Origin of the sequence: Paenibacillus glycanilyticus NBRC 16618, from assembly GCF_004000805.1 — a bacterium.
Taxonomy (GTDB): Bacteria; Bacillota; Bacilli; order Paenibacillales; family Paenibacillaceae; genus Pristimantibacillus; species Pristimantibacillus glycanilyticus.
Map to the genome: position 1 here is coordinate 33,025 of NZ_BILY01000041.1, position 20,340 is coordinate 53,364.

Here is a 20,340-nt window from a genome sequence, read left to right on the forward strand (position 1 = left end):
AAATTTTTATTAACTATTATGAAGTAAAATAAAAAAGTCTGATCATTGGCTCAGACTTTCATCCTTTGCAGCGGTAACCTGCTCCCCATAGTGTCTCGATATAACCGGGATTTGCAGAATCTTTTTCAATTTTCTCGCGAATTTTACGGATATGCACAGTCACCGTCTGTATATCACCAAGAGCATCTACTCCCCATATCCGCTCAAAAAGATGCTCTTTGCTGAAAACCTTATTCGGATGGGTCGCAAGGAAATACAACAAATCAAATTCCTTGGTCGTTAGTACGGCTTCCTCATTATTAACGAAAACCTTTCGTGTATCCGCATCAATGGTTAAATCCCGGATCTGAATGATATTATTAATATTTTTAAGTCCAACTAGCCGCTTATATCTCTCCAGGTGTGCCTTTACCCTAGCAACTAGTTCAGCAGGTTTGAACGGTTTCGTAATATAATCGTCAGCGCCGAGTCCGAGCCCTCTAATCACATCGATATCTTCATGGCGTGAAGTTACAATCAGAATGGGGATGTCCTGTTTCTCTCGAATTTTCTTGCACACTTCAAACCCGTTTATCTTTGGGAGCATCAAATCAAGAATGACCAAGTCATAAATACCCGAGAGGCACATCGCTAAACCGGTTTCGCCATCCGCAGCTATTTGGACTTCGTACCCGTTAATCTCCAAATAATCCCGCTGTAGTTCTGAGATAGTCGTATCGTCCTCAATAACAAGAATGCTTTTCATTCGTTATTCCTCCTTCCCATAGTGGATAGGCATACCTTGTAAGTTAAGTAACGGCAGCTTGGTCTTTTGAATCATTAATAGGGATACTTATGGTCATCTTCGTGCCTAGACCTTCCATGCTTTCTGCAGAAATACTCCCGTTATGCTCCAGGACAATACGTTTGGCAATGGCTAAGCCCAATCCATTCCCTGTTTTTTCAGAATTACGAGAAAGATCAGCTCGGTAAAAGCGATCAAAAATATAGGGCATAGCTGAATCAGGAATTCCACTTCCATTGTCCTCTATCGTCAAGTTCAAATTGGAGTTGCTAATCGATGCAACTAATTGAATGATTTTCTCTTCTTTGTTCATATACTTTAAGCTGTTCTGAATAATATTCTCTAATACTCTACGAAAGGACTTCCGGTCTACTTTCATTTCAATGGAATCGATGATTTGAATATTGAAAAGCAGAATAATCCTATCTTTTTCCAATTCAAATGCCAACTCCTCAATCCAATCTGCCAAAAAGGCCTTCACATTCACCGTTTCAAATACAAAGGTCATTCGATTAAGATCAAGCTTTGAATATAAAAAGAGCTCATCAATTAACCTGTCCATTTCTGCTGCTTTCGTAGAGATTGTCCGAAGATACTTCTCCGTTTTTTCCAAAGAAAAGGCAACTCCCTCTATCAGTCCATCCACATATCCTCTAATAGACGTAATCGGAGTTTTCAAGTCATGAGATATATTAATGATTAATTCCTTACGATTATTTTCAAACTGCTCTTGCACACGAAACGAATGTAAAAGCTGTGTTCTTAATTTTTCAAAGACCACGCCTAATTGACCGATTTCATCCTTGCCATGGACGATGACAGGATCGTTAAGATTGCCTTTCGTAAAAGAGAGTGCTGAGCGTCGCAGTGACATTATTGGCCTGATAATGCGTCTAGACATGTACAAAGTCAGTAGAACATTAGTTAACACTAATACGACGATAACGGCTCCCAGAAGATAGGGGGCATATTTTTTAGAGAAATAAACGATGGGGTCTACTTTTGTGATTATATATAAATCTATAGCTTTGTTCTGGATATGGAACGCATAACCAACATAATGGTAATAATCATTGTTTCCATATGACTTAGTACGTGAAACCGATCTTAGGTCATTATTATGAATGGGTGTTAGTTTGGATAAAAGAATGGCTTTCGTTCGGAGTTCATCCGAAACATAAATCATTTGTTCATCTGTTCGAATCAATAAATAGGTCTGCTTAGATGAAAGCTGAGAAGACAATCGATTCACATAATTCCGGTCGAGCAACAAATCAGGATTTTGCTCGATGGACTGTTTAATAAGACGATGGTAGTCCTCTTCTTCAAAACCTTCTATATTAGTTTCATAAATCATCCGAATATCATGCAAATCGCCTTTAAAAATAATGACGAGCAGAATAGAAGTAACTATTAACGTTAGCAAAGGTACAACTAACATAATTAAATACGACAATAATAATTTTAGACGTATGGACATGGGCGACTCTCCTTATAGTCCGGTTTATCGCTTACTTACCTTTCATGCATTTTGAGACGTATAACTAAATATTTTTGAAGGCATAAAAAAATACATGATGCTGATCATTCCAAACATTACAGCACTAACAAGAAACGGCGTTTCTATATTCCCGGAAACATACAAAAAGCTCCCTATTAGTGGTCCTACCACTACACCGAAGCCTTCAATGGTTGACAGCAATCCCCATCCCGTTCCGGAAGCATCCATAGGTACATGCCTGGACATTAGCGCATTCCAAGCGGGCAGCAGCATAGCATAGGAGGCACCCATCACTATAACTACAATCAACGACATATAGAAGGAGTAGACTCCTGTTAATGCAAAAAGCGATATAGCAAATAATCCGAACCCACCAATCAAAAACCACCGGCTTCCCGAGGCATCAAACCATTTCCCCATGGGGACTAATAAGAGAATTGCACTCGCTCCTCCAAATACCATAATAATGGATAGTTCCGTATGAGTCAGGGAAAGACGGTTTGCAGCAAAAACATTCAGAAAAGGGGCAACCATGCCAGCGCCAGTCGTTTGTAAGATAATGGCCGGCAAGATAAAGGGATTCATTCTAATGTATGCCGTTACCTGTTTAAGATAAGGGACTAAGGACTGCGGGGATGCTCCCTTACCCACGCCCCTTTTATGCAGCTGATTGAAAGCACCGGATAACCATCCCAGAACTAATGCAAGGATAAGCATCAGAACACTGTAGTTCCATCCCAAGTCTAGAACTAAATTAAATAACATTGGTCCTAATCCAAGTCCTGCCATCCAGAATACGTAAATAAACCCTGCCTGTTTAGCTCTGTTCTCCCCTTTTACTTGCTTCATGCAAATCAACCAAACCGGTGATAATCCTATCCCAAGTAGTGCGGAAGATAAAAAAATCTGCATTTCTGATTTTGCGAGTATGATCAGAAACATACCAACTGCGGCAAGTAAGAAACCACCATGTAAAATAGCCCGGTATCCGTATCGATCAATCATGTAACCGATATAAATTTTACATAAGCTATCTACAAGATAATGGACCGAAACAGCTACCCCTACTAAGGATATCGAAATTCCCAACCTCTCTTCTACCAGATTGGGAAGAAAAGCAATCAAATACGCTCCCCTTAGAAATTCTGTAAACAAAAGCATTAGTCCTATTGAAAATAGGGAATCCCCAGACTTATGCATGGATTTGCGCTGCCTTTCTTTTGTTTACCGTCCATTCCGTTCCTTTTTCTACTAAGCCGGTTAACTTTAATGCTTCTTCTACAATACGCATGGAGGATTGTTTAAAGCATACGGATGCAAACACTTGTTTCATGTTCCTATTATGATTTAATGCATTGTATAACTCTCTTGTTAAGGAACATTTGTCATTGGCAATACCTAATACACCTAGACTTGATAAAAATTGCGCGTTTCCTTCTTCTTGTCCAGGTATAGGTTGAAAAACAATGGTTGGAAGATTCTTAACTAATGCTTCCGTTAACGTAATTCCGCCTGCTTTAGAGATTAAGCAGTCGGATATGGTCATGAGCTCATGAACTTTATCTGTATAACCGATAACATGGATTCTTTTCTCATTAAAGTACTCTCTCTCTAATCGTTTTCTTAGCTTTTTGTTTTTACCACAAACAACTATGAGGTCACTTGTTGTCTCTTCCCGCACAGTACTTATCATTAATTTTAAAGATCGCTGAACCCCATATGCTCCTGCCATAAGCAGTACGCGAGAACGGTCTGGTTCGAATCCCCATAAATCGCAGATAGCAGCTTTATCCTCTTTGTCGAAAAATTGTGAATGAACAGGAATTCCTGTAACAGAAATCTTATGTTCAGAAACGCCTGCTGCCATCATTTGCGCTTTAACTGTATCGCTCCCCACGCAGTAATGAGTTGTATTCTCATGCAACCAGCGACTGTGCAGTACATAGTCCGTTATTACCGTAAGAGTTGGAACACCTTGACCAGACTGAAATTTTAGCTCGTCTGCTGTCAGATAAGGAAAGGTATGAATGATTAATTCCGGTTTTTCTGAATGCCATTCTTCGAGCATCTTCTTCTTACCGAAGGAATGATAAATATGATTTGAAACTCGACTTGCCTTCGTGCTATTGGTTAGAGTATAAAACCATCCATACCCTTTAGGTGCATAGCTGCTGCTTTTTAAGTACAGCCACTTTGAAGCAAAATTAATACGAGGATGCGTTAAGGCTAATAAGTCAATCATTTTTATATTGTTATACCCTAAAGCTGTAAATGACTCTAACAACGCTCTTGCCGCTTTGATATGACCATCACCAAATGAAGCATAAATAATCATAATTTTCGAGTTTGGTTTCATATCTCCGACTCCTTCTTTTAGATCAAATATAAGGACTAAATCTAAAGTGACTGTGAAAGCCTTATTAACAGTTTCTTAATTAATCTTTCCTAGAAGTGTCCTCACAGATAAAAAGAACAACAAAAGCCCAAGGAATGCTAGATTCCTTAGGCTGTATGTTCAATATCTTATTGATTAGATGAATTTAATACATTCAATGAATCAGTTAGTACCGAATTACACTTTGCAGGATCGGGGTTTTTACTGCGAACAGCAGCAAGAACACTATCGATAGTCCCATCAATTTGGGTCCATGCTTTTCGATCCATTTTTCTTAGCATAGGCTCTGACTTGTCCCAGTTATGTTCCAGGTCGTCGGCTCCAGACTTTGCAGACTTCCAGTCCTTGCTGCTAATGCTATTCTGAATGTTTTTTTCAGTCTGTATGAAATCATTTAATTGTCCGCTCAAGGTGGTTTGAGACGAATTCACGTTTGGTACAAGATGATGATTCGACCAACTATACCCGCCAATTCCTACGGCTAACAATATAACGATTGTCGTGATGGACTGCATCCATACCTTTCTTACACTTACATGTTGATTTTCACTCTTAACTCCATCAGTTCTCGGGATTAAATCAAGCTTGGTTACGGATAGTAAAAGAATCACTGCCAATATAGCTATTAGAAAAATGACGCTTGTTATTGTAGCGCCTAACTCCAAGCCGCCATTTTTCTTCGACTGGGACAAATAATCTCCTAACGAAGCCCCAAGCGGTCTAGTCAAAATATAGGCTATCCAAAATGCCAATATCTCATTCAGCTTTAATTTCCATGCCACGAAAATACAAGCAATGATGACGATAACGATAATGCCTGTTTTTAAATACCCGAGGCCGAGCTGCTCTGAATAAAGATCTCCTACCGCCGTGCCTAATGCAAAAGTAAAAAGAATGGTTAGCCAATAAAAAACTTCTCTTTTAAACGTATAAATGGAGTGGATCGATAACGTTTTTTCGCTAGCGTACCAGGATAGAAATGTTACTGCCAACAAAAGAGTGAAGAGGATTGTACTTTGTTCAAGCGGCACTCCCCATCCGTCTGTCATATTGTCGGTTATTAAAGTACCAAATACACTGATGAGAACAACGGTAAGCCAATAAATAAACGGGTTGTATTTCGATGATTTAAACTGAATATACAACACAATAACAAATGCAACACCCATAACTAAAGTAGTGACCGGAAGTCCCAAGCCTACATTAATGCTTAGAAAGTCCGAAAATGTTTCGCCTACTGTGGTGCATAATACTTTGATTAACCAGAAAAAAATGGTAACTTGCGGCACCTTGCTTAAAAGCTGATTTTGTTCTTTTTGTAACACAGCCATTCACATACCCCTCTCAAGTGATAACGAGAATTTATCAATTATTTTGCTTCTGTAGGATAGCGTAAAAAAATGAAAATTTTATTAACTGGATATTAATATCAAAATAACAGGTAAAAAATAAAAAAAGCCGGACTTTAGTCCGACCCTTGCACATCCCATTAAGCCAATGTGAAATAAATCTTAAATAAATATTAACTCGATCATATGGTGCATCATTTTGGAGAAATACGAGCTATGATAGTAAAACTCCGGGAAAATAAAAAAGAGAGGGCTAAAAATGAAAATTGGAATAGTTAGCGTTATATTTGTTGTACTTGTCCTGTATTTAACAATGGGTCCATTTACAAAACAAAACCCTAAAACGGTTCATGCTTCTAAACCCACATCGCAAACCAGACTAGCACCAGATCATATCGTCATCGTAGTAGAAGAGAACCATTCCTACAAAGAGATTATAGGGAATAAAAATGCCCCTTATATTAATCAGCTTGTAAAAACCGGTGCCAATTTAACTAACCATTATGCAATTGAACACCCCAGCCAGCCGAACTACATTGATCTTTTTTCCGGCTCAAATCAAGGTGTCACCGATGATAAACCATCCCATACTTTTAAGTCGGACAATTTAGCTAATGAACTTGTAAAGCACGGCTACTCATTTGGAGGTTATTCTGACGGATTGCCAATTGTAGGATTTACCGGACCCTATGACCTGAAAACTCTGTATGCTCGAAAACATAACCCTTGGGTTGATTTCACTAACGTTCCCGCAAAAGTAAATATGCCGTTTACATCTTTTCCAAAAGACTATAGTAAGCTGCCAACTGTTTCCTTTGTTATTCCAAATCTAAAACACGATATTCATGACGGGACAATTAAAGAAGCAGACGATTGGTTAAAGACTAACATGGCAGGATATATAGAATGGGCTAATAAACATAATAGTATCTTTATTCTAACGTGGGACGAAGACGATATGAGTGCTAAGAATAAAATTCCCACTATTATGGTTGGACAAAAAATTAAACATCAAGCGTACATGACCAAAACAAACCATTATAATATGCTGCGAACTATCGAAGACTTCTATGGATTACCGGCTCTTGGTAATAGTAAAAACGTTTCACCCATAAATGTATGGAAATAAAAAGAGATTCAGCAATAATGGTTAATCGCATATCATACACAATACACTAACAACAAAAAACGGTATTAATTTCGTCTTTTTGCTGTTAGTGTTTCGTGTTTCTAATTCATATTGTCATTAAATTAAGTTATATTCGCTTCCTTTAATAAGTACTGCAGTATTTGCTTCTGATATTGAATACGAGTGGATATTGGTAATTCCAAGCTGGTTTCAACTGTAATCGCCTTGGCCTTAATAAGCTGCTTCGCAGCATTCCTTCCTGAACCTGGCAAAGAGCTCAATCGCATCTTGAAATGTCTGGTTTTCATAGGAATTGTACGGTTAATACGGCGGATAATCCGATCTACAGGAGGAACTGCTTTACTTCCAGGGTGAGCGATAAGAGTCTGACCTAACATTTTGGGATTTAGTACAGCTATGCCATTCGCTTCATGTAGATCAATGTACCATAGCGGCTTCATCTCTTTTGCTAATTGAAATAACGCTGACGAGAGCGGATGTTTGGCTTCTTGGGTAACTCCTCGGGGAAATGTTCGATTCAAATCCGGTACACCTCGGATCCTACGTTCATAAGCCATCTGATTGACTACTGGCACGATAATAAGCTGACCACAACGCACGATAATAGATCTCTTTTGTATACTATTCAGCAGCCAAAAAGCTGCACGAATACTTGCACGTTCATTACCATGTACCCCGGCAGTGATAATAACCGTGTCACCTTTATCATTTCCACTAATCAAGTAATATGGGGTTTTATAGGGTGTATTTTTAGCTATATATTTTTTTTGGATTTGCATATCAAACGATCACCTCCGCAATACTCTCATCGTACCAGCAATAACCATAGCAATAGAGGCAGTGAGTCGTGCAGTAGATTAATAAAGGCGGATTATATTAAGTCATAAGGTGAAGGCGATTTTTTATATGATATTCAAATCGTATCCAAGAGCACTTGCAACAATGCTGCTAAGCTTCTTTATGGTTTATGAAGTCCTCTTTTTCTTAGAATTAGATGATGCATGCTTATATACGGTCATTAGCTTATAGGCCATTTTGCTCCAGCTGAACCGCTCGACCGCATCTTTTCTTGCTTGTTTGCCCAATTTCGAAGCTAGATTTTTGTCACCCGCTAGCTTCCCAATCCACTCGGCATGTGAATGAGGACTTTTGTATTGTTTAACGAGATACCCGTTCGCCCCATGGCTCACTATTTCTTTAATCCCTCCGATACTGGATGCAACGACGGGAAGTCCAGAGGCCATAGCTTCCACATTGACAAGCCCAAATGCCTCATGTCGCTGTGAAGGACACACGAAGCAATCTGCGTTCTTGTATAGCTGGTGGACTCTATTATGAGGAATCATTCCAGTAAAGCGCGCATTTATACGATATTTTCGTACTAATAATCTAAGGCTATTGATATAATTCGCTTTACCTCCCCCGACGATGATCAATCTTACTTTGGGATATTTTCTTTTCATAATTCCAATTGCCTGGATAATAACCGGTACACCTTTACGTGGAATAATTCGTCCTGCAAACAGGACCTGGAAGGTATCAGACTTCTTTTTTGAGTCATTAGGCTTGAACCGAATGGTGTCCACACCTAGATATACTGTTCTTATCTTAGAGGATTGCTTTGGAAACAAGCGGGATAAATTACTTTTTAATGAGACACTGTTCGCAATAATCAAATCGGCCTTATCCATGCTGGTTGCCACAGCTTTAGTACGTGGAACAAAAGTGAGAGAATGAAGGAAAAGCGAAACCGGAGTTAACGGGAAGGCATGCTTCACTTTAGCCATATAGTGGGGACGATTATCCACTTGTATAATATCATAATACTTTCCTCTGATATAACGCAGGACCGATGCGATGTATTTCTGTGGACTTCCCGAAGGCACTCGAACAATAGTTAAGTTTCCATGGTTACTAACATTAGGTAAACCTGAACTTTGTCTGCTGACAATCGTAACCTTATGACTTACAGCAAGCTGCTTAGCAATTGCCAGCATACATATTTCAACCGATCCATTGCCCGGAACCGGTAATTGCTCCGGAGCAACCATAAGGATCTTCACTTAACCTCCCCCAGTTCATTTTTAGTGTTTTTTGCAATATGTTCTAATTCAATCGATTTCGAGTGATATGATCCATATTAGATAATACCTGCTACTTTGGAAAAATAATTATCTTAATATGGCTTTGGCTTTTTAGTAATCGCTTAGACAAAGAAAGACAGAAATCAACTTTTCTGCCTTTTACCAAAATGGAGTTGAAATATTTTATTCATTTGAACTTTAAACGACCTCATTTAATGCCTATTTAAGTAAAAATGGGAACAATGATTAACACGTCCATAAATCCGATGCAGATAATCACCTGAGATAATACCAGCATATGCCGAGTGACCAACGGCCCTGAATAAACTGCCTTGAGCAAATTCATCAAACGTAACTAGATCTTACCAACTCCTTGTGAAGCGGAATTGCCTCCTCAAATCAGCTTAAAAAGACCGTGAATCCCGCTCACCGAGCGGGATTCACGGTCTTTGTCTTTGTCTTTGTCTCTTTGCTCTTGTTCAACTGCTGGTACTTCCTCCACCATCGGTCGATCAGGCCATGCCAGCGATAGAATAGGGTACTTCGAGGGGATCTAAGGATCACTCCGAAATCTGGGTCTCCGTAAACCTCCGAGCCGAGGACATGAATGGAGTCGTGGAGAGAAGACGTCAGAAGAAAACGGCCCAGTTCATCCGAGGACTTGAACGAGCCCAGACGCTTCACCATATGATTCTCGGCTTCCTGCAGCTGGCTGTCCCAGCCGGGAGTGGCTTTGATAGCCGATGGGATCCGGGTCCACGCCGTCACTCTTTGGCGATCGAGCCCTTGACCCTTATACCATCGCAGGGCTTTTCTTAAAAACCTTCGATGAAACCGTAGGAACGAAATGCCGTCGCCCGAACGCACGTCCCGATTCATATGGCTCATATGCCATCGGGCATGCTCATCCATAAGCCTTTGGGGGAAGTTAGGGATCTTCGCCATATGCTTCATCCTCTTTTGTATAATAGACTCGTTTCTGCATTTTCATATGGGTGCTTCTCTAACATGTATATGTCAGCGTGCTGGCGTTGGCTTGGGCAATTGCCCCTCCCTGTTATCCCCTACTCCACTTCCAGAGACGTATAGATGATCAGGTGCCCCAACCTGCTACCGCTCATTCGAATGGGCACACAACAATCTGCCCGTTAACACAATGAAGCCACCGATTGCTCGGCAGCTTCGTCCGTTACTCATTTAACTATCGTTCTCCGTTTAGTTTAACACCTTGCGTCCCTTAAAATATTTGAGAAATAGAGCAATACCATTAATTCCTGCTATTAAAAACGGATATATAAATAAAATTGCAAAAATGATTAACCCTGAAACAGGATTAGGATCATCAGCCGGATTATTTGCAGGAAAATAGGAAAAGAAGACATACACATACAAGCAGTAATATGGGAACCATATAATGGATGTCAAAAAGTTTGTTAATTTTGATGGTAAAATCAGAAGAACTAAGGGAACAAAAATAACAAATATGATAATTAGGCTTACAAAACTGATAATTGAAGTAACCCTATTTATAACGTTTATTTCAATTCCAGTTATTCGATTTATTCTATACACATTGACTAATAGTTCACTGATAATAAATGGTATCAATGCAATTATAGCGCTCAGAGCATTTAGTCTGATAAAATACCGTATAATCCACGCCTCCTAAAAACAGGGAAATTACTTCTATACATTAGACGCTGCGGAATCAATTCAGGTTGCATTTTTTCACGTTACTGCAATGGAACAGGAAGCAGCTTTTGGGGGCTGCTCCCTGGATAGTTCAACTAATGTTTCGATAGCGTAATTGTCGAAGCTAGTTTGGTAAAGTGCTTTTCATTATATACCAATAATCCGTCTCTTCAGGGTATGCGTGCTTCTCGATAATTTCATAATTTAGTTTTTTGTAAAAAGCTACATTACTAGGAATAGATAAACGTACCTCTAGTCTTGCCTCGCATATGCCTCTATTTCTTGCGTAATTTTCAATGTATTTCACAAGCTTTTTTCCAATCCCCCATCCACGGAGTGAAGGGAGAACGGCAACCCGTCCTATGTAAACATAATTTTCTCGAAATACAAAATGCGCCGATCCTATTGGGATTCCATCTACTTGGGCGATAATTGCCCCACCGGTTTTAGATATTTTTTTAATAATATCATCAACAGATTCTGAAAGTGCTCCAGATGGTGGAATTAACTTGCCTCGGTATTCCTCAAATGCTTTACACATAACATCGTGAACGATATGTAGTTCATCTAATTGGGCTTCTTTAATTAGGGCTTCCATTTGATATCCCTCCTCTATCTAGTTACACAATTACATTACCACGATATGGAATTTTAAAGTTTTAATTATTGCATTATTCTGTCATCATGTGATTAGCTGCCGTCATGCGGTCCTGAACTATTCGTTTCCCGTTTGTTCAATCATTTAACAACTTTTTCATTGCGGAATCAATTGTATCGCCAAACTTTTCAATTTACTTGGATATACTTAACAACTTAAAACTTTTGGGAGACCACTGCAAAAATATCGCCTAATATATTCTCTTTGTAGAATAGGATGGGGCGCTTCGGGTAAAATATTGTAAAAAACAAGGGGGTGGGCGCGTGGTAACCCTTCCTGATGGGACGACTTTGCCCAGAATCGGTCAAGGTACGTGGTATATGGGGGATGAGCCGTCCAAGAAAAATGAAGAGCTTCGCACGTTAAGACGCGGTGTGGAGCTTGGATTGAACCTGATCGATTCGGCTGAAATGTATGGCGACGGCAGATCCGAGTCCTTGGTTGGAGAAGCGATCGAAGGGATTCGAGATCAAGTGTTTCTAGTATCCAAAGTGTACCCGCACAACGCGGGACTGAATCGCATCGCCGGCAGCTGCGAACAAAGCTTGAAGCGGTTAAAGACAGACCGCCTCGACCTTTATCTTCTTCACTGGAGAGGAAGCATTCCTCTAAGCGAAACGGTGGAAGCGATGGAGCAGTTGGTCGAAGCGGGGAAAATTTTGCGATGGGGCGTCTCGAACCTGGACACGGACGATATGAAAGAACTGTTCGACGCGGCACGAGGGACGCATTGCATGGTCGATCAGGTGCTGTATCATCTCGGTTCCCGCGGCGTAGAATACGACCTGCTTCCTTGGTTGAGAGAGCGAAAAATCCCGATGATGGCCTACAGTCCACTCGCTCAGGGAGGCACTTTACGAAGAGGGTTGGTTGAGCATCCAGCGGTTAAGGAGATTGCCGATCGACATGGCGTGAACCCGCTTCAGATTCTCTTGGCTTGGTGCATTAGAAGCGGTGACGTGATTGCCATTCCTAAAGCGTCGACAGCAGCGCATGCCGAAGAGAATGCGGAGGCAGAACGGATTAAGCTTACCGAGGAAGACTTGGGGATGTTGGATTTGGCGTTCCCTACACCGACAAGAAAGGCTCCGCTCGACATTATATAAGAAAGTCTTCACATGAAAGTTCCCGCAGATTAGACTTGTTTGATGGATTCCCGAATTTCAAACCCGCAGCTTTTCCGTCAGTTTCGACAACTGTAGCAAATCTCTCCATGTTCTCTCTTGTAGTACATGCGGCACGATGAGCGGAGGAGCAGCGGCTTTTCTTTATTCCAGGGATTATCGATAATATCATCATCCGTGCTTCTTGTTATCTATCTTCTTACTTAGGTGGTCATTCTTTGCTTTTCTTGACGTGAGTTTGTTCCATGCCTACAATAACACCAGCTGACAAACAGCCCAAATCCTTCGTGGTTGTTTTCAAACGTGATTGACTTCCCAAACTCGACTCCGCGGTAGTCTTGGGCTCTAGCCACATGTTTAAATTTAGCTATATCTACACCAACAATTAAGATAGAAGAAATTCATCTTGTAGTCTCCTTGATTTGTATTCGGATCCGGTCGCTCGCCAGCACTGGGACCCGTATACATCATATCAAGGAGTCTTTTCGTTTCTCAAACTTCGTATTTCTTCATACAGTTGGAGAATCGGTACGGCAAATGTGGCCGTCTCCCCCGTTCCCGATTGAGCGCAATCAAAGCCTATTATACAAAAAAGCCCGAATCCACTAGGGATTCGGACTTTGACATCATAATCAATTTTTAGTGATATTTTGTATTACAGGATGTGACAAGTGATATTACAGCGGACAAACCCCCGCTTTCTGGTCTTCAATTCTTTATCTATTAATTACACTTGCTATAGCCGCAGTTGCTGCATTGCTTGCAGCCTTCGACGTTAATCAGCGAAGCCGATCCGCAGGAGGGGCATAAATCGCGCGAGGTGACCTCGCCGTGCTTATGCGAATCCTCTACGGCAGGTGCTGCGGCGAAAGCCAAGTCTGGAGCCTCTTTTACAGGTTCATACGCAGCCGCCTGCTCATTCGTGCTCTCGATATGAATTTCAAGCGCCTTCGCAACCGCGTCAGCGATGGATTCTACGCGGTTGGCTCCGAAGCCGATGGCACCGGTTCCGCCAATGCCTTTAAGATGCTTGATCAGCAGCTTCGCTTTGTTGCCGTGATCCCCGTAACGAAGGAACAAAGAGCATACGCGGCCAAGCGCTTCCGCCATCGCGAATACGTCGGAGCCGGCTTTGCCTACATTCAGGAAGATCTCGCCCGGAATGCCGTTCAGATCGTTAATGGTAATATAGGCCATGCCGAACGGCGTGTTTACTTTGTACGTTGCCCCGCGAAGAATTTGCGGACGGCGCTTGTACTGCTTGTCGAATTCCTGCTCCGCCTGCGGCGATACCTTCGCGTTAAGCGCCGTATTCAGCGTCTCGAGTTTATCTTCTTCTTTTACCGCTTCCGCAGCTGCAGCCGCTTCGACCGCCGCATCCGGCTTCGCATCTTCCTTCTTCGTCGACAATACTTGAACGTCGCGGCTGCCGTCGCGGTAGATCGTAACGCCTTTACAGCCCAGATCAAACGCCATCTCGTACAGCTCTTTCGTCTCTTCAACCGTAAAGTCGCTCGGACAGTTCGCCGTCTTCGAGATCGAGCTGTCGACCCAGCGCTGAATCGCCGCTTGCACGCGGATATGATCCTTCGCCGACAAATTCATTGCCGTTACGAAGTAATCCGGCAATTCTTCACCCGGATGCGCATCCTTCCATGCCTGCGCGATCGGCACCAGCTGTTTGTCGTAGCCTAGACGGCTTTGACGGAAGTATTCGAAGGCAAAATACGGCTCGATGCCGGTCGACGTACCAACCATCGTACCGGTGCTGCCCGTCGGAGCCTGCGTAATAACAGTCACGTTACGTATGCCTTTGGCCAGAACCGCTTCGCCTACCTCCGGGAATTCGGTCACCATGTTTTTCATAAAGCCGCTTTGCAGAAACTTCTCCGCGTCGAACGCTTCGAACGAGCCTTTCTCCGAAGCGATCTCAGCCGAAGCGAGGTAAGCCTCCCGTGCCATAAAACCGTATATTTTATCGAGGAACAGAAGAGATTCAGGGCTGCCGTAACGGACGCCAAGCTTTATCATAAGCTCGGCAAGCCCCATCGTGCCAAGGCCTACGCGGCGCTCCTTCTTCTGATTCTTCTCATTCTCTTCGAAATGATAAGGAGTTGTATCGATAACGTTATCCAGGAAGCGAACGGACCATTGGGTTACCTTCGCCAGCTCTTCCCAGTTCACGTCATGCTTGCTTTCATCGTAAAATTTGGACAGATTAATCGCGGACAGGTTGCAGACGCCCCAGCCCGGCAGCCCTTGCTCGCCGCAAGGATTCGTGCAAATAATCGGGTTGAAATACCAGCTGTTCGACATTTGGTTGTAGTATTCCATAAAGACGACGCCAGGCTCCGCCGACTTCCATGCCGATTCGATAATCGTATGCCATACGTCGCGCGCCCGAACCGTTTTATAATGGATAACCCTCTTGCCAAGCTTCTTCCATGCTTCCAGATCGCCGTTCCACAGCTCGTCGTAATCGGTTTCCTTGGTATCCGGGAATACAAGCTCCCAATCCAGGTCTTCCTTCACGGCTTTCATAAACGCATTGCTTACGCATACCGACAGGTTCGCATTCGTCACTTGCCCCATCGTTTGCTTGACGGTAATGAAATCGAGCACATCCGGATGCCAGTCGTTAATCATAAGCATAAGCGCGCCTCTACGGCTTCCGCCCTGTTCAATCAGGCCGGTTGTATAGCTGAATAAGCCCCCCCAGGATACGGCACCACTGGAGGATCCGTTAACGCCAGCGACAATGGCGCGTCTAGGACGCAGCGAAGACAGGTTGATCCCCACGCCGCCGCCGCGCGCCATAATTTCCGTCATCTCCGACAGAGTCGTCATAATGCCGCCGCGACTGTCCTTTGGCGAAGGAATAACGTAGCAGTTGAACAACGTCAATTCTTCGCTCGCGCCGGCGCCGGCAGCAATGCGGCCGCCAGGAACCAGCTTCCAGTCATCCAGAATGTAACGGAATCTTTCCGTCCAGGCACGCCGCTTCTCTTCGCCTTGCTCGACGCCAGCCATCGCACCGGCCAGACGGTCCCACATCTCTTCCGGAGTCTTTTCTATAGTAAGCGTGAGTTTCTCCACGCTGGATGTCACGGTATCCCCGCTTCTAAGCTTGACGGTCACTTCGTCGCCGCTGCGTCCGATGACTTCCCCAACCTCTTTGGCCGGGAATTTCGGATCATCTTTCGTCAGGACCAGTACGACATCCCCTACTGCGGTATTCTTTGTGTCCGCGTTTTTCCAAGCATAGCGGTCCAAAAATATTTTTTCGCTAAGGCCTTCCAATTTCTGAGTCATTGCCATCCGATTGGTCCTTCCTCCCATGTCCCTTATATCGCATACACACCTCTTATCGCATGTGTCGGGCACCATATATTGTGTGTATTGCTTATTATACTATACTACATATCGGTATCCACAGTTGTTTTTACCTATTTCGCCGCTTTTCTCCGCTTACATTGGCTATTCTCTTTCTATTGCTTGTCCTTTCGCTAATTTTGCTGCTTATTTACTAAGATTTGATGAAAAAGGCCATACTAGTGTCAACTATCTCTATTCGCAAAAGGAGCTGCCTATCGTGACCTATACTATGAATGATCAGGCGAATGTGAAACCCGCCTCAACGGAATCTAATATGGTCCGGCGCAAGCTTCATCCGCTTGTAGACCTGCAATGCGACCGCACCTGGTTCGACGAGCTTCAGAACCGGGTCGCCAAAAATGGTCCTTGGGACGATTGGACGCTCTATCAGCTGACGATGGAAGCCGAGCAGGCCAAGCGGGTCGACAGCTTCGAACAGCTGCAATGCTTGCGAACGCTCCCCTCCTTCGAGCCGATGCCCCATCAAGTGGACACGGCACGCAAGGTTGTTCACGAGATGGGCGGCCGCGCTATTCTCGCCGATGAAGTTGGACTTGGCAAAACGATTGAAGCCGGACTCGTCATCAAGGAATACATGGTGCGCGGACTCGTCCGAAAGGCTCTGATTCTTGTTCCCGCTTCCCTCGTCTTGCAATGGGTGAGAGAGCTGAATTCAAAGTTTGGCATCTCGGCCGTCGCTCAAAAGAAAGAGCATACCTGGCAATACGACGTTGTGGTTGCCTCTATAGATACGGCCAAGCGCGATCCGCACCGCGAGATTATTCTGGGCCAGGATTACGACATGATCATTATTGACGAAGCGCATAAGCTCAAGAACAAAAAGACGACAAACTACCAATTTGCGCTCCAGCTCCGCAAAAAATATTGTCTTCTTCTTACGGCTACCCCGATTCAGAACGATCTGGACGAGTTATATAACCTTATTACGCTGCTTAAGCCCGGCCAGTTAGGTGGTCAAAGCGAGTTCGCAGCCAACTTCGTTGTCGACAAGCGTCTGCCGAAAAACGAAGATCAGCTGCAGGATGCGCTGTCCACCGTCATGATTCGCAACCGGCGCGGAGATGGCGGCATATCGTTCACCAAGCGCGTCGTGAAAAATATCCCGCTGGAGCTTTCTTCCGAAGAAAAGGCTCTCTATGACGCGGTTACGGCATTCGTTAGGGACCGTTACAAGGAAGACGGCGTCGATATGATGAGTATGCTTCCGCTGGTTACGCTGCAGCGCGAAGTATGCAGCAGCCGGGATGCGGTATTTATTACGCTTGTTAATCTGTTCAAGAAAACGGCCGAGGATTCCCCGATCCGCCCGAAAATCTGGGAGCTGGTTGAATTCATTAAACAGATCAAAGCCAATACCAAAGCCGAGAAAGTGATGGAGCTTATTCAGCAGATTAACGACAAGGTCATCATTTTCACCGAGTACCGGGCATCGCAGGAATATCTGCTTCAGTTCTTCCGCTCGCATAACATTTTGGCCGTACCTTACCGGGGCGGCATGAACCGCGGGAAAAAGGACTGGATGATGGATCTGTTCCGCGGCCGCGCCCAAGTGCTTATCGCAACCGAAGCCGGCGGCGAAGGAATCAACCTGCAGTTCTGCCACAACATGATCAACTTCGATCTCCCGTGGAATCCCATGCGCGTCGAGCAGCGGATCGGCCGCGTTCACCGGCTTGGTCAGAAGGAAGACGTCAAGATCTATAATCTGTGTACGCTCGGGACCATCGAAGAGCATATCGTGAACCTGCTGCATGAAAAAATCAATCTGTTCGAGCTTGTCATCGGGGAACTCGATCATATTCTCGAACGGTTCGAATCGGATGCCGGCTCCATCGAACAGCAGCTGGCGCGGATGCTGCTCGAATCCGAAGGAGACGCTGTTCATCTGGAGCAAAGGCTGAATCATCTGGGCTCCACGATATCCAAGCTTCGTGAAGAGAAGGAGACGGATACGCCGGATACGCCGCAAGGACCAACCATCCTGGCACAAATGACCGCGCTAGGCCAGAAAGTCGAGGTGAGACCGTGAATTCGAAGCAGGTCCACAAATACGTACAACGGTTTCTTGAAGCCACTCAATGCTCGATATTGGAGAAGTCGCCTGCTCATTTCACGGTTAAGCTTTCCCCTGCTGCCGACCGTGAGCTTACGAACCGTCCCTTCTACTGGAGCTTTGTTGACCGCACGGGCTCCGATCCGGAGACGATGACTTACCTGTTCGTAACGGACAAGGAGAAATACGAGGAGGAGCTTGCTGCCCCGCCGCCAACACCAGGCCCCGTAACAAACGCCGTGGATGCGGCTTTAAACCGCTCATTCGGATTCGTAAACAACAATATGGCCGGCGGTATCCGCACGCCAAGGGAAGATCTTTATTTCGGCTCCCGCAAGCTTGAGCAGCTGTTTGGCGCAGCCAAAAACTCCGGCAGCTACGTGAACCTGTTCCAGGAGCCGGAACGGAGGTCCAGCACTCCGTTCCAATCGACACCTTACACCGCATGGCTCGGGGTCAATATGCGTGTCGAATTCGCCTGCGACAGGAAACGCGAGGAAATTCACAGCTACGGCGTCTCTCTCGCAACGGGACTCGTGATTGAGAATTTCTATGACCGCCTTAAAAATATGAAGCTTACGCCGCGGCTGCCATCGAATATCCATTTGACCCGCAACGGTCTTTCCCATGCCAAGGCGTTAGGCGTTATCGAAACTTCGCTTGAACGCAAGCTCAGAAATTACGACTATACCTGGGCTTCCGATGCCGCGGCAAGGCTGGAGGAAGAGCTCGATAGGATCCGGCATTATTACGATCCGATGATCAAACACGCCGAGGAAGATGCCAAGGCAGCCATCGAGGAGCAATTCAACCAACGCCAGACCGAGATCAAATGGCAGTATGAGCCGCGGGTGACGGCTTCCGCCATTAACTGCGGTATTTTCCACTTGGAAGGCATTGAATAGAGACAATCAGACGGCATTCGCAGCAATACGCCAAAAATAGAACAACCGATTGACGTACGCCCGCGACAGGTTCCAACAGCCTTCTGCGGGCTTGTCCAATATAATGAGACCATGTCAGAAACAGATGCAAAAGAAAGAAAGGATGTGCCAGGGTGAAAAAGTGGATTCGACAAACGGTTATAGCCGCATTGGTGGTGTCAACATTCCTTGTCACGGCTCAAAGCCTTCAGGCGGAATCAATGCCGTCCGTAATGGCTCAACAGGAAACGGAGCTTCAATCCGCCGTACGAGGCTGGATGGACGAGCTTGCGAAATTACCGGAGTTCAAAGCGTGGAGTCATGCCGAATTTACCGTGTCGCCTCTTGGACCCGGCACGCATAGCTGGATAGCGATTGTTAAGGATAAAGGTCAACCGGCCGGATATCTGGTTGTTCAGGCGAAGGAAAATGGCGGGTTTGCGCTTGGGGAATACGGAACGGGGGAATACTTGTTTGACCAGACAACGCTGCATCAATCCCTTGCGCAGCTGGAGCTTCTCTCCTCTCTGCCTAATACGAACCAAGCTTTATATATTCATCCGTTACTGGCCGTCTGGGACGTGAACGGTTCAGCGGAAAATACGTATTTGGACGGAATGAGCGGTGAATGGCTGCCCCTGCAAAAAGCAACGTTGGAGAAGACAGCCAAGGCGGAAGAAGGACTTGCCGCACGTTACGCCCTGCAAGGGAACACCTTGATTCAAAGAGCCGTGAAAAGCCGTTCTTTCGATCCGTACAGCGAAATGCCGTGGCTGACTAAGAAACCTATACCAGCTTCCGCCGAGGATACCAGCATCGTGCTCAAAGCGTTAAGCTCCAAGACGCCTCTCCGTTTTACGGTAGAACGCTTTAATAAAGAGATGCTCTATGTATGGTCGGTAACCGGGTATCACAGCTGGGGGGATGGCAATGTCTATGCCGCTCTGGAAACGGATGAGCTCGGCAGCAGCACAAGGTACATTCCCCTCAAGCTTCTTGCCGAGCTCGGTCATTTCTATCGTTAACGTTCCGTACGGCCTTTCCACCATAGCAATACGCTTGCCCCGCCCCATCCGAACCAGCGCGACAGCCAATGCTCCCTTGCAGCCTTGGCTGTCGCTTTGGCTGCTTTTCGTTCATCCCTCGGCGTCTCGATGTAGTTCACAAATTCCACGGTCACGTATTTAATAAGATCATGTCCATTTGCCACTGCCCGATCACCTCTTCGGTT

16 protein-coding genes and 1 pseudogene are annotated in these 20,340 nt (G+C 44.6%); 5 read left to right on the forward strand and 12 right to left on the reverse strand.

The window, feature by feature from the left end; translation table 11 throughout:
* Positions 1-58: 58 nt before the first annotated feature.
* The 5 genes from PGL01S_RS25365 to PGL01S_RS25385 form a co-directional block, all read right to left on the reverse strand.
* A complete protein-coding gene (locus PGL01S_RS25365) occupies positions 59-745 on the reverse strand; it encodes a response regulator transcription factor (RefSeq protein ID WP_127497606.1) in 687 nt (228 codons plus the stop codon).
* Between the two features lie 43 nt (positions 746-788).
* Positions 789-2,264: a sensor histidine kinase gene (locus PGL01S_RS25370; RefSeq protein WP_127497609.1), complete on the reverse strand. Its 1,476-nt coding sequence runs from the start codon at positions 2,262-2,264 to the stop codon at positions 789-791.
* Positions 2,265-2,306: 42 nt separating this feature from the next.
* A complete protein-coding gene (locus PGL01S_RS25375) occupies positions 2,307-3,485 on the reverse strand; it encodes an MFS transporter (protein ID WP_127497611.1) in 1,179 nt (392 codons plus the stop codon).
* Positions 3,478-4,641 (reverse strand): MGDG synthase family glycosyltransferase, encoded by a 1,164-nt coding sequence (locus PGL01S_RS25380; RefSeq protein WP_127497613.1) that lies wholly within the window; start codon positions 4,639-4,641, stop codon positions 3,478-3,480. The genes PGL01S_RS25375 and PGL01S_RS25380 overlap by 8 nt, the downstream gene beginning before the upstream one ends.
* A gap of 167 nt (positions 4,642-4,808) precedes the next feature.
* Positions 4,809-6,011: a COG4705 family protein gene (locus PGL01S_RS25385; RefSeq protein WP_127497615.1), complete on the reverse strand. Its 1,203-nt coding sequence runs from the start codon at positions 6,009-6,011 to the stop codon at positions 4,809-4,811.
* A 277-nt stretch (positions 6,012-6,288) separates the two neighbouring features.
* Between PGL01S_RS25385 and PGL01S_RS25390 the strand changes: the two genes are divergently transcribed.
* Entirely contained in the window at positions 6,289-7,158 is an 870-nt protein-coding gene (locus PGL01S_RS25390; protein WP_127497622.1) for an alkaline phosphatase family protein, read from the forward strand.
* A gap of 122 nt (positions 7,159-7,280) precedes the next feature.
* On the opposite strand, the gene PGL01S_RS25395 is transcribed toward PGL01S_RS25390, so the two are convergent.
* The 4 genes from PGL01S_RS25395 to PGL01S_RS25410 form a co-directional block, all read right to left on the reverse strand.
* Positions 7,281-7,958 carry a succinylglutamate desuccinylase/aspartoacylase family protein gene (locus PGL01S_RS25395; RefSeq protein ID WP_127497623.1) on the reverse strand — a complete coding sequence of 226 codons (678 nt, stop codon included), beginning with the start codon at positions 7,956-7,958 and terminating at the stop codon, positions 7,281-7,283.
* Positions 7,959-8,144: 186 nt separating this feature from the next.
* Positions 8,145-9,242 (reverse strand): glycosyltransferase family 4 protein, encoded by a 1,098-nt coding sequence (locus tag PGL01S_RS25400; protein ID WP_127497626.1) that lies wholly within the window; start codon positions 9,240-9,242, stop codon positions 8,145-8,147.
* Between the two features lie 447 nt (positions 9,243-9,689).
* A complete protein-coding gene (locus PGL01S_RS25405; protein ID WP_244935757.1) occupies positions 9,690-10,208 on the reverse strand; it encodes a hypothetical protein in 519 nt (172 codons plus the stop codon).
* 871 nt (positions 10,209-11,079) lie between these two features.
* On the reverse strand, positions 11,080-11,553 hold the full coding sequence (locus PGL01S_RS25410) for a GNAT family N-acetyltransferase (RefSeq protein WP_127497628.1): 474 nt from the start codon (positions 11,551-11,553) through the stop codon (positions 11,080-11,082).
* 323 nt (positions 11,554-11,876) lie between these two features.
* Here PGL01S_RS25410 and PGL01S_RS25415 point away from each other — a divergent pair, with 323 nt between their 5' ends.
* On the forward strand, positions 11,877-12,719 hold the full coding sequence (locus PGL01S_RS25415; RefSeq protein WP_127497630.1) for an aldo/keto reductase: 843 nt from the start codon (positions 11,877-11,879) through the stop codon (positions 12,717-12,719).
* A 278-nt stretch (positions 12,720-12,997) separates the two neighbouring features.
* On the opposite strand, the pseudogene PGL01S_RS31625 reads toward PGL01S_RS25415, so the two are convergent.
* Positions 12,998-13,138 (reverse strand): annotated as a pseudogene (locus PGL01S_RS31625) (IS110 family transposase); the annotation flags it as partial.
* Between the two features lie 322 nt (positions 13,139-13,460).
* Positions 13,461-16,055 (reverse strand): adenosylcobalamin-dependent ribonucleoside-diphosphate reductase, encoded by a 2,595-nt coding sequence (locus tag PGL01S_RS25420; RefSeq protein WP_127497633.1) that lies wholly within the window; start codon positions 16,053-16,055, stop codon positions 13,461-13,463.
* Between the two features lie 331 nt (positions 16,056-16,386).
* Between PGL01S_RS25420 and PGL01S_RS25425 the strand changes: the two genes are divergently transcribed.
* From PGL01S_RS25425 to PGL01S_RS25435, 3 genes are all read left to right on the forward strand, one after another.
* Complete coding sequence (locus PGL01S_RS25425; protein WP_127497657.1) at positions 16,387-18,162, forward strand: DEAD/DEAH box helicase; 1,776 nt, start codon at positions 16,387-16,389, stop codon at positions 18,160-18,162.
* Positions 18,159-19,091, forward strand: a complete 933-nt coding sequence (locus tag PGL01S_RS25430) for a YqhG family protein (RefSeq protein WP_127497635.1) — start codon at positions 18,159-18,161, stop codon at positions 19,089-19,091. The genes PGL01S_RS25425 and PGL01S_RS25430 overlap by 4 nt, the downstream gene beginning before the upstream one ends.
* 152 nt (positions 19,092-19,243) lie before the next feature.
* The gene (locus PGL01S_RS25435; protein WP_127497637.1) at positions 19,244-20,134 is read left to right on the forward strand and encodes a hypothetical protein; all 891 of its coding nucleotides are present in this window, start codon (positions 19,244-19,246) and stop codon (positions 20,132-20,134) included.
* On the opposite strand, the gene PGL01S_RS25440 is transcribed toward PGL01S_RS25435, so the two are convergent.
* Positions 20,131-20,319 carry a YqzE family protein gene (locus PGL01S_RS25440; protein ID WP_015845564.1) on the reverse strand — a complete coding sequence of 63 codons (189 nt, stop codon included), beginning with the start codon at positions 20,317-20,319 and terminating at the stop codon, positions 20,131-20,133. The genes PGL01S_RS25435 and PGL01S_RS25440 overlap by 4 nt on opposite strands.
* Positions 20,320-20,340: the final 21 nt, after the last annotated feature.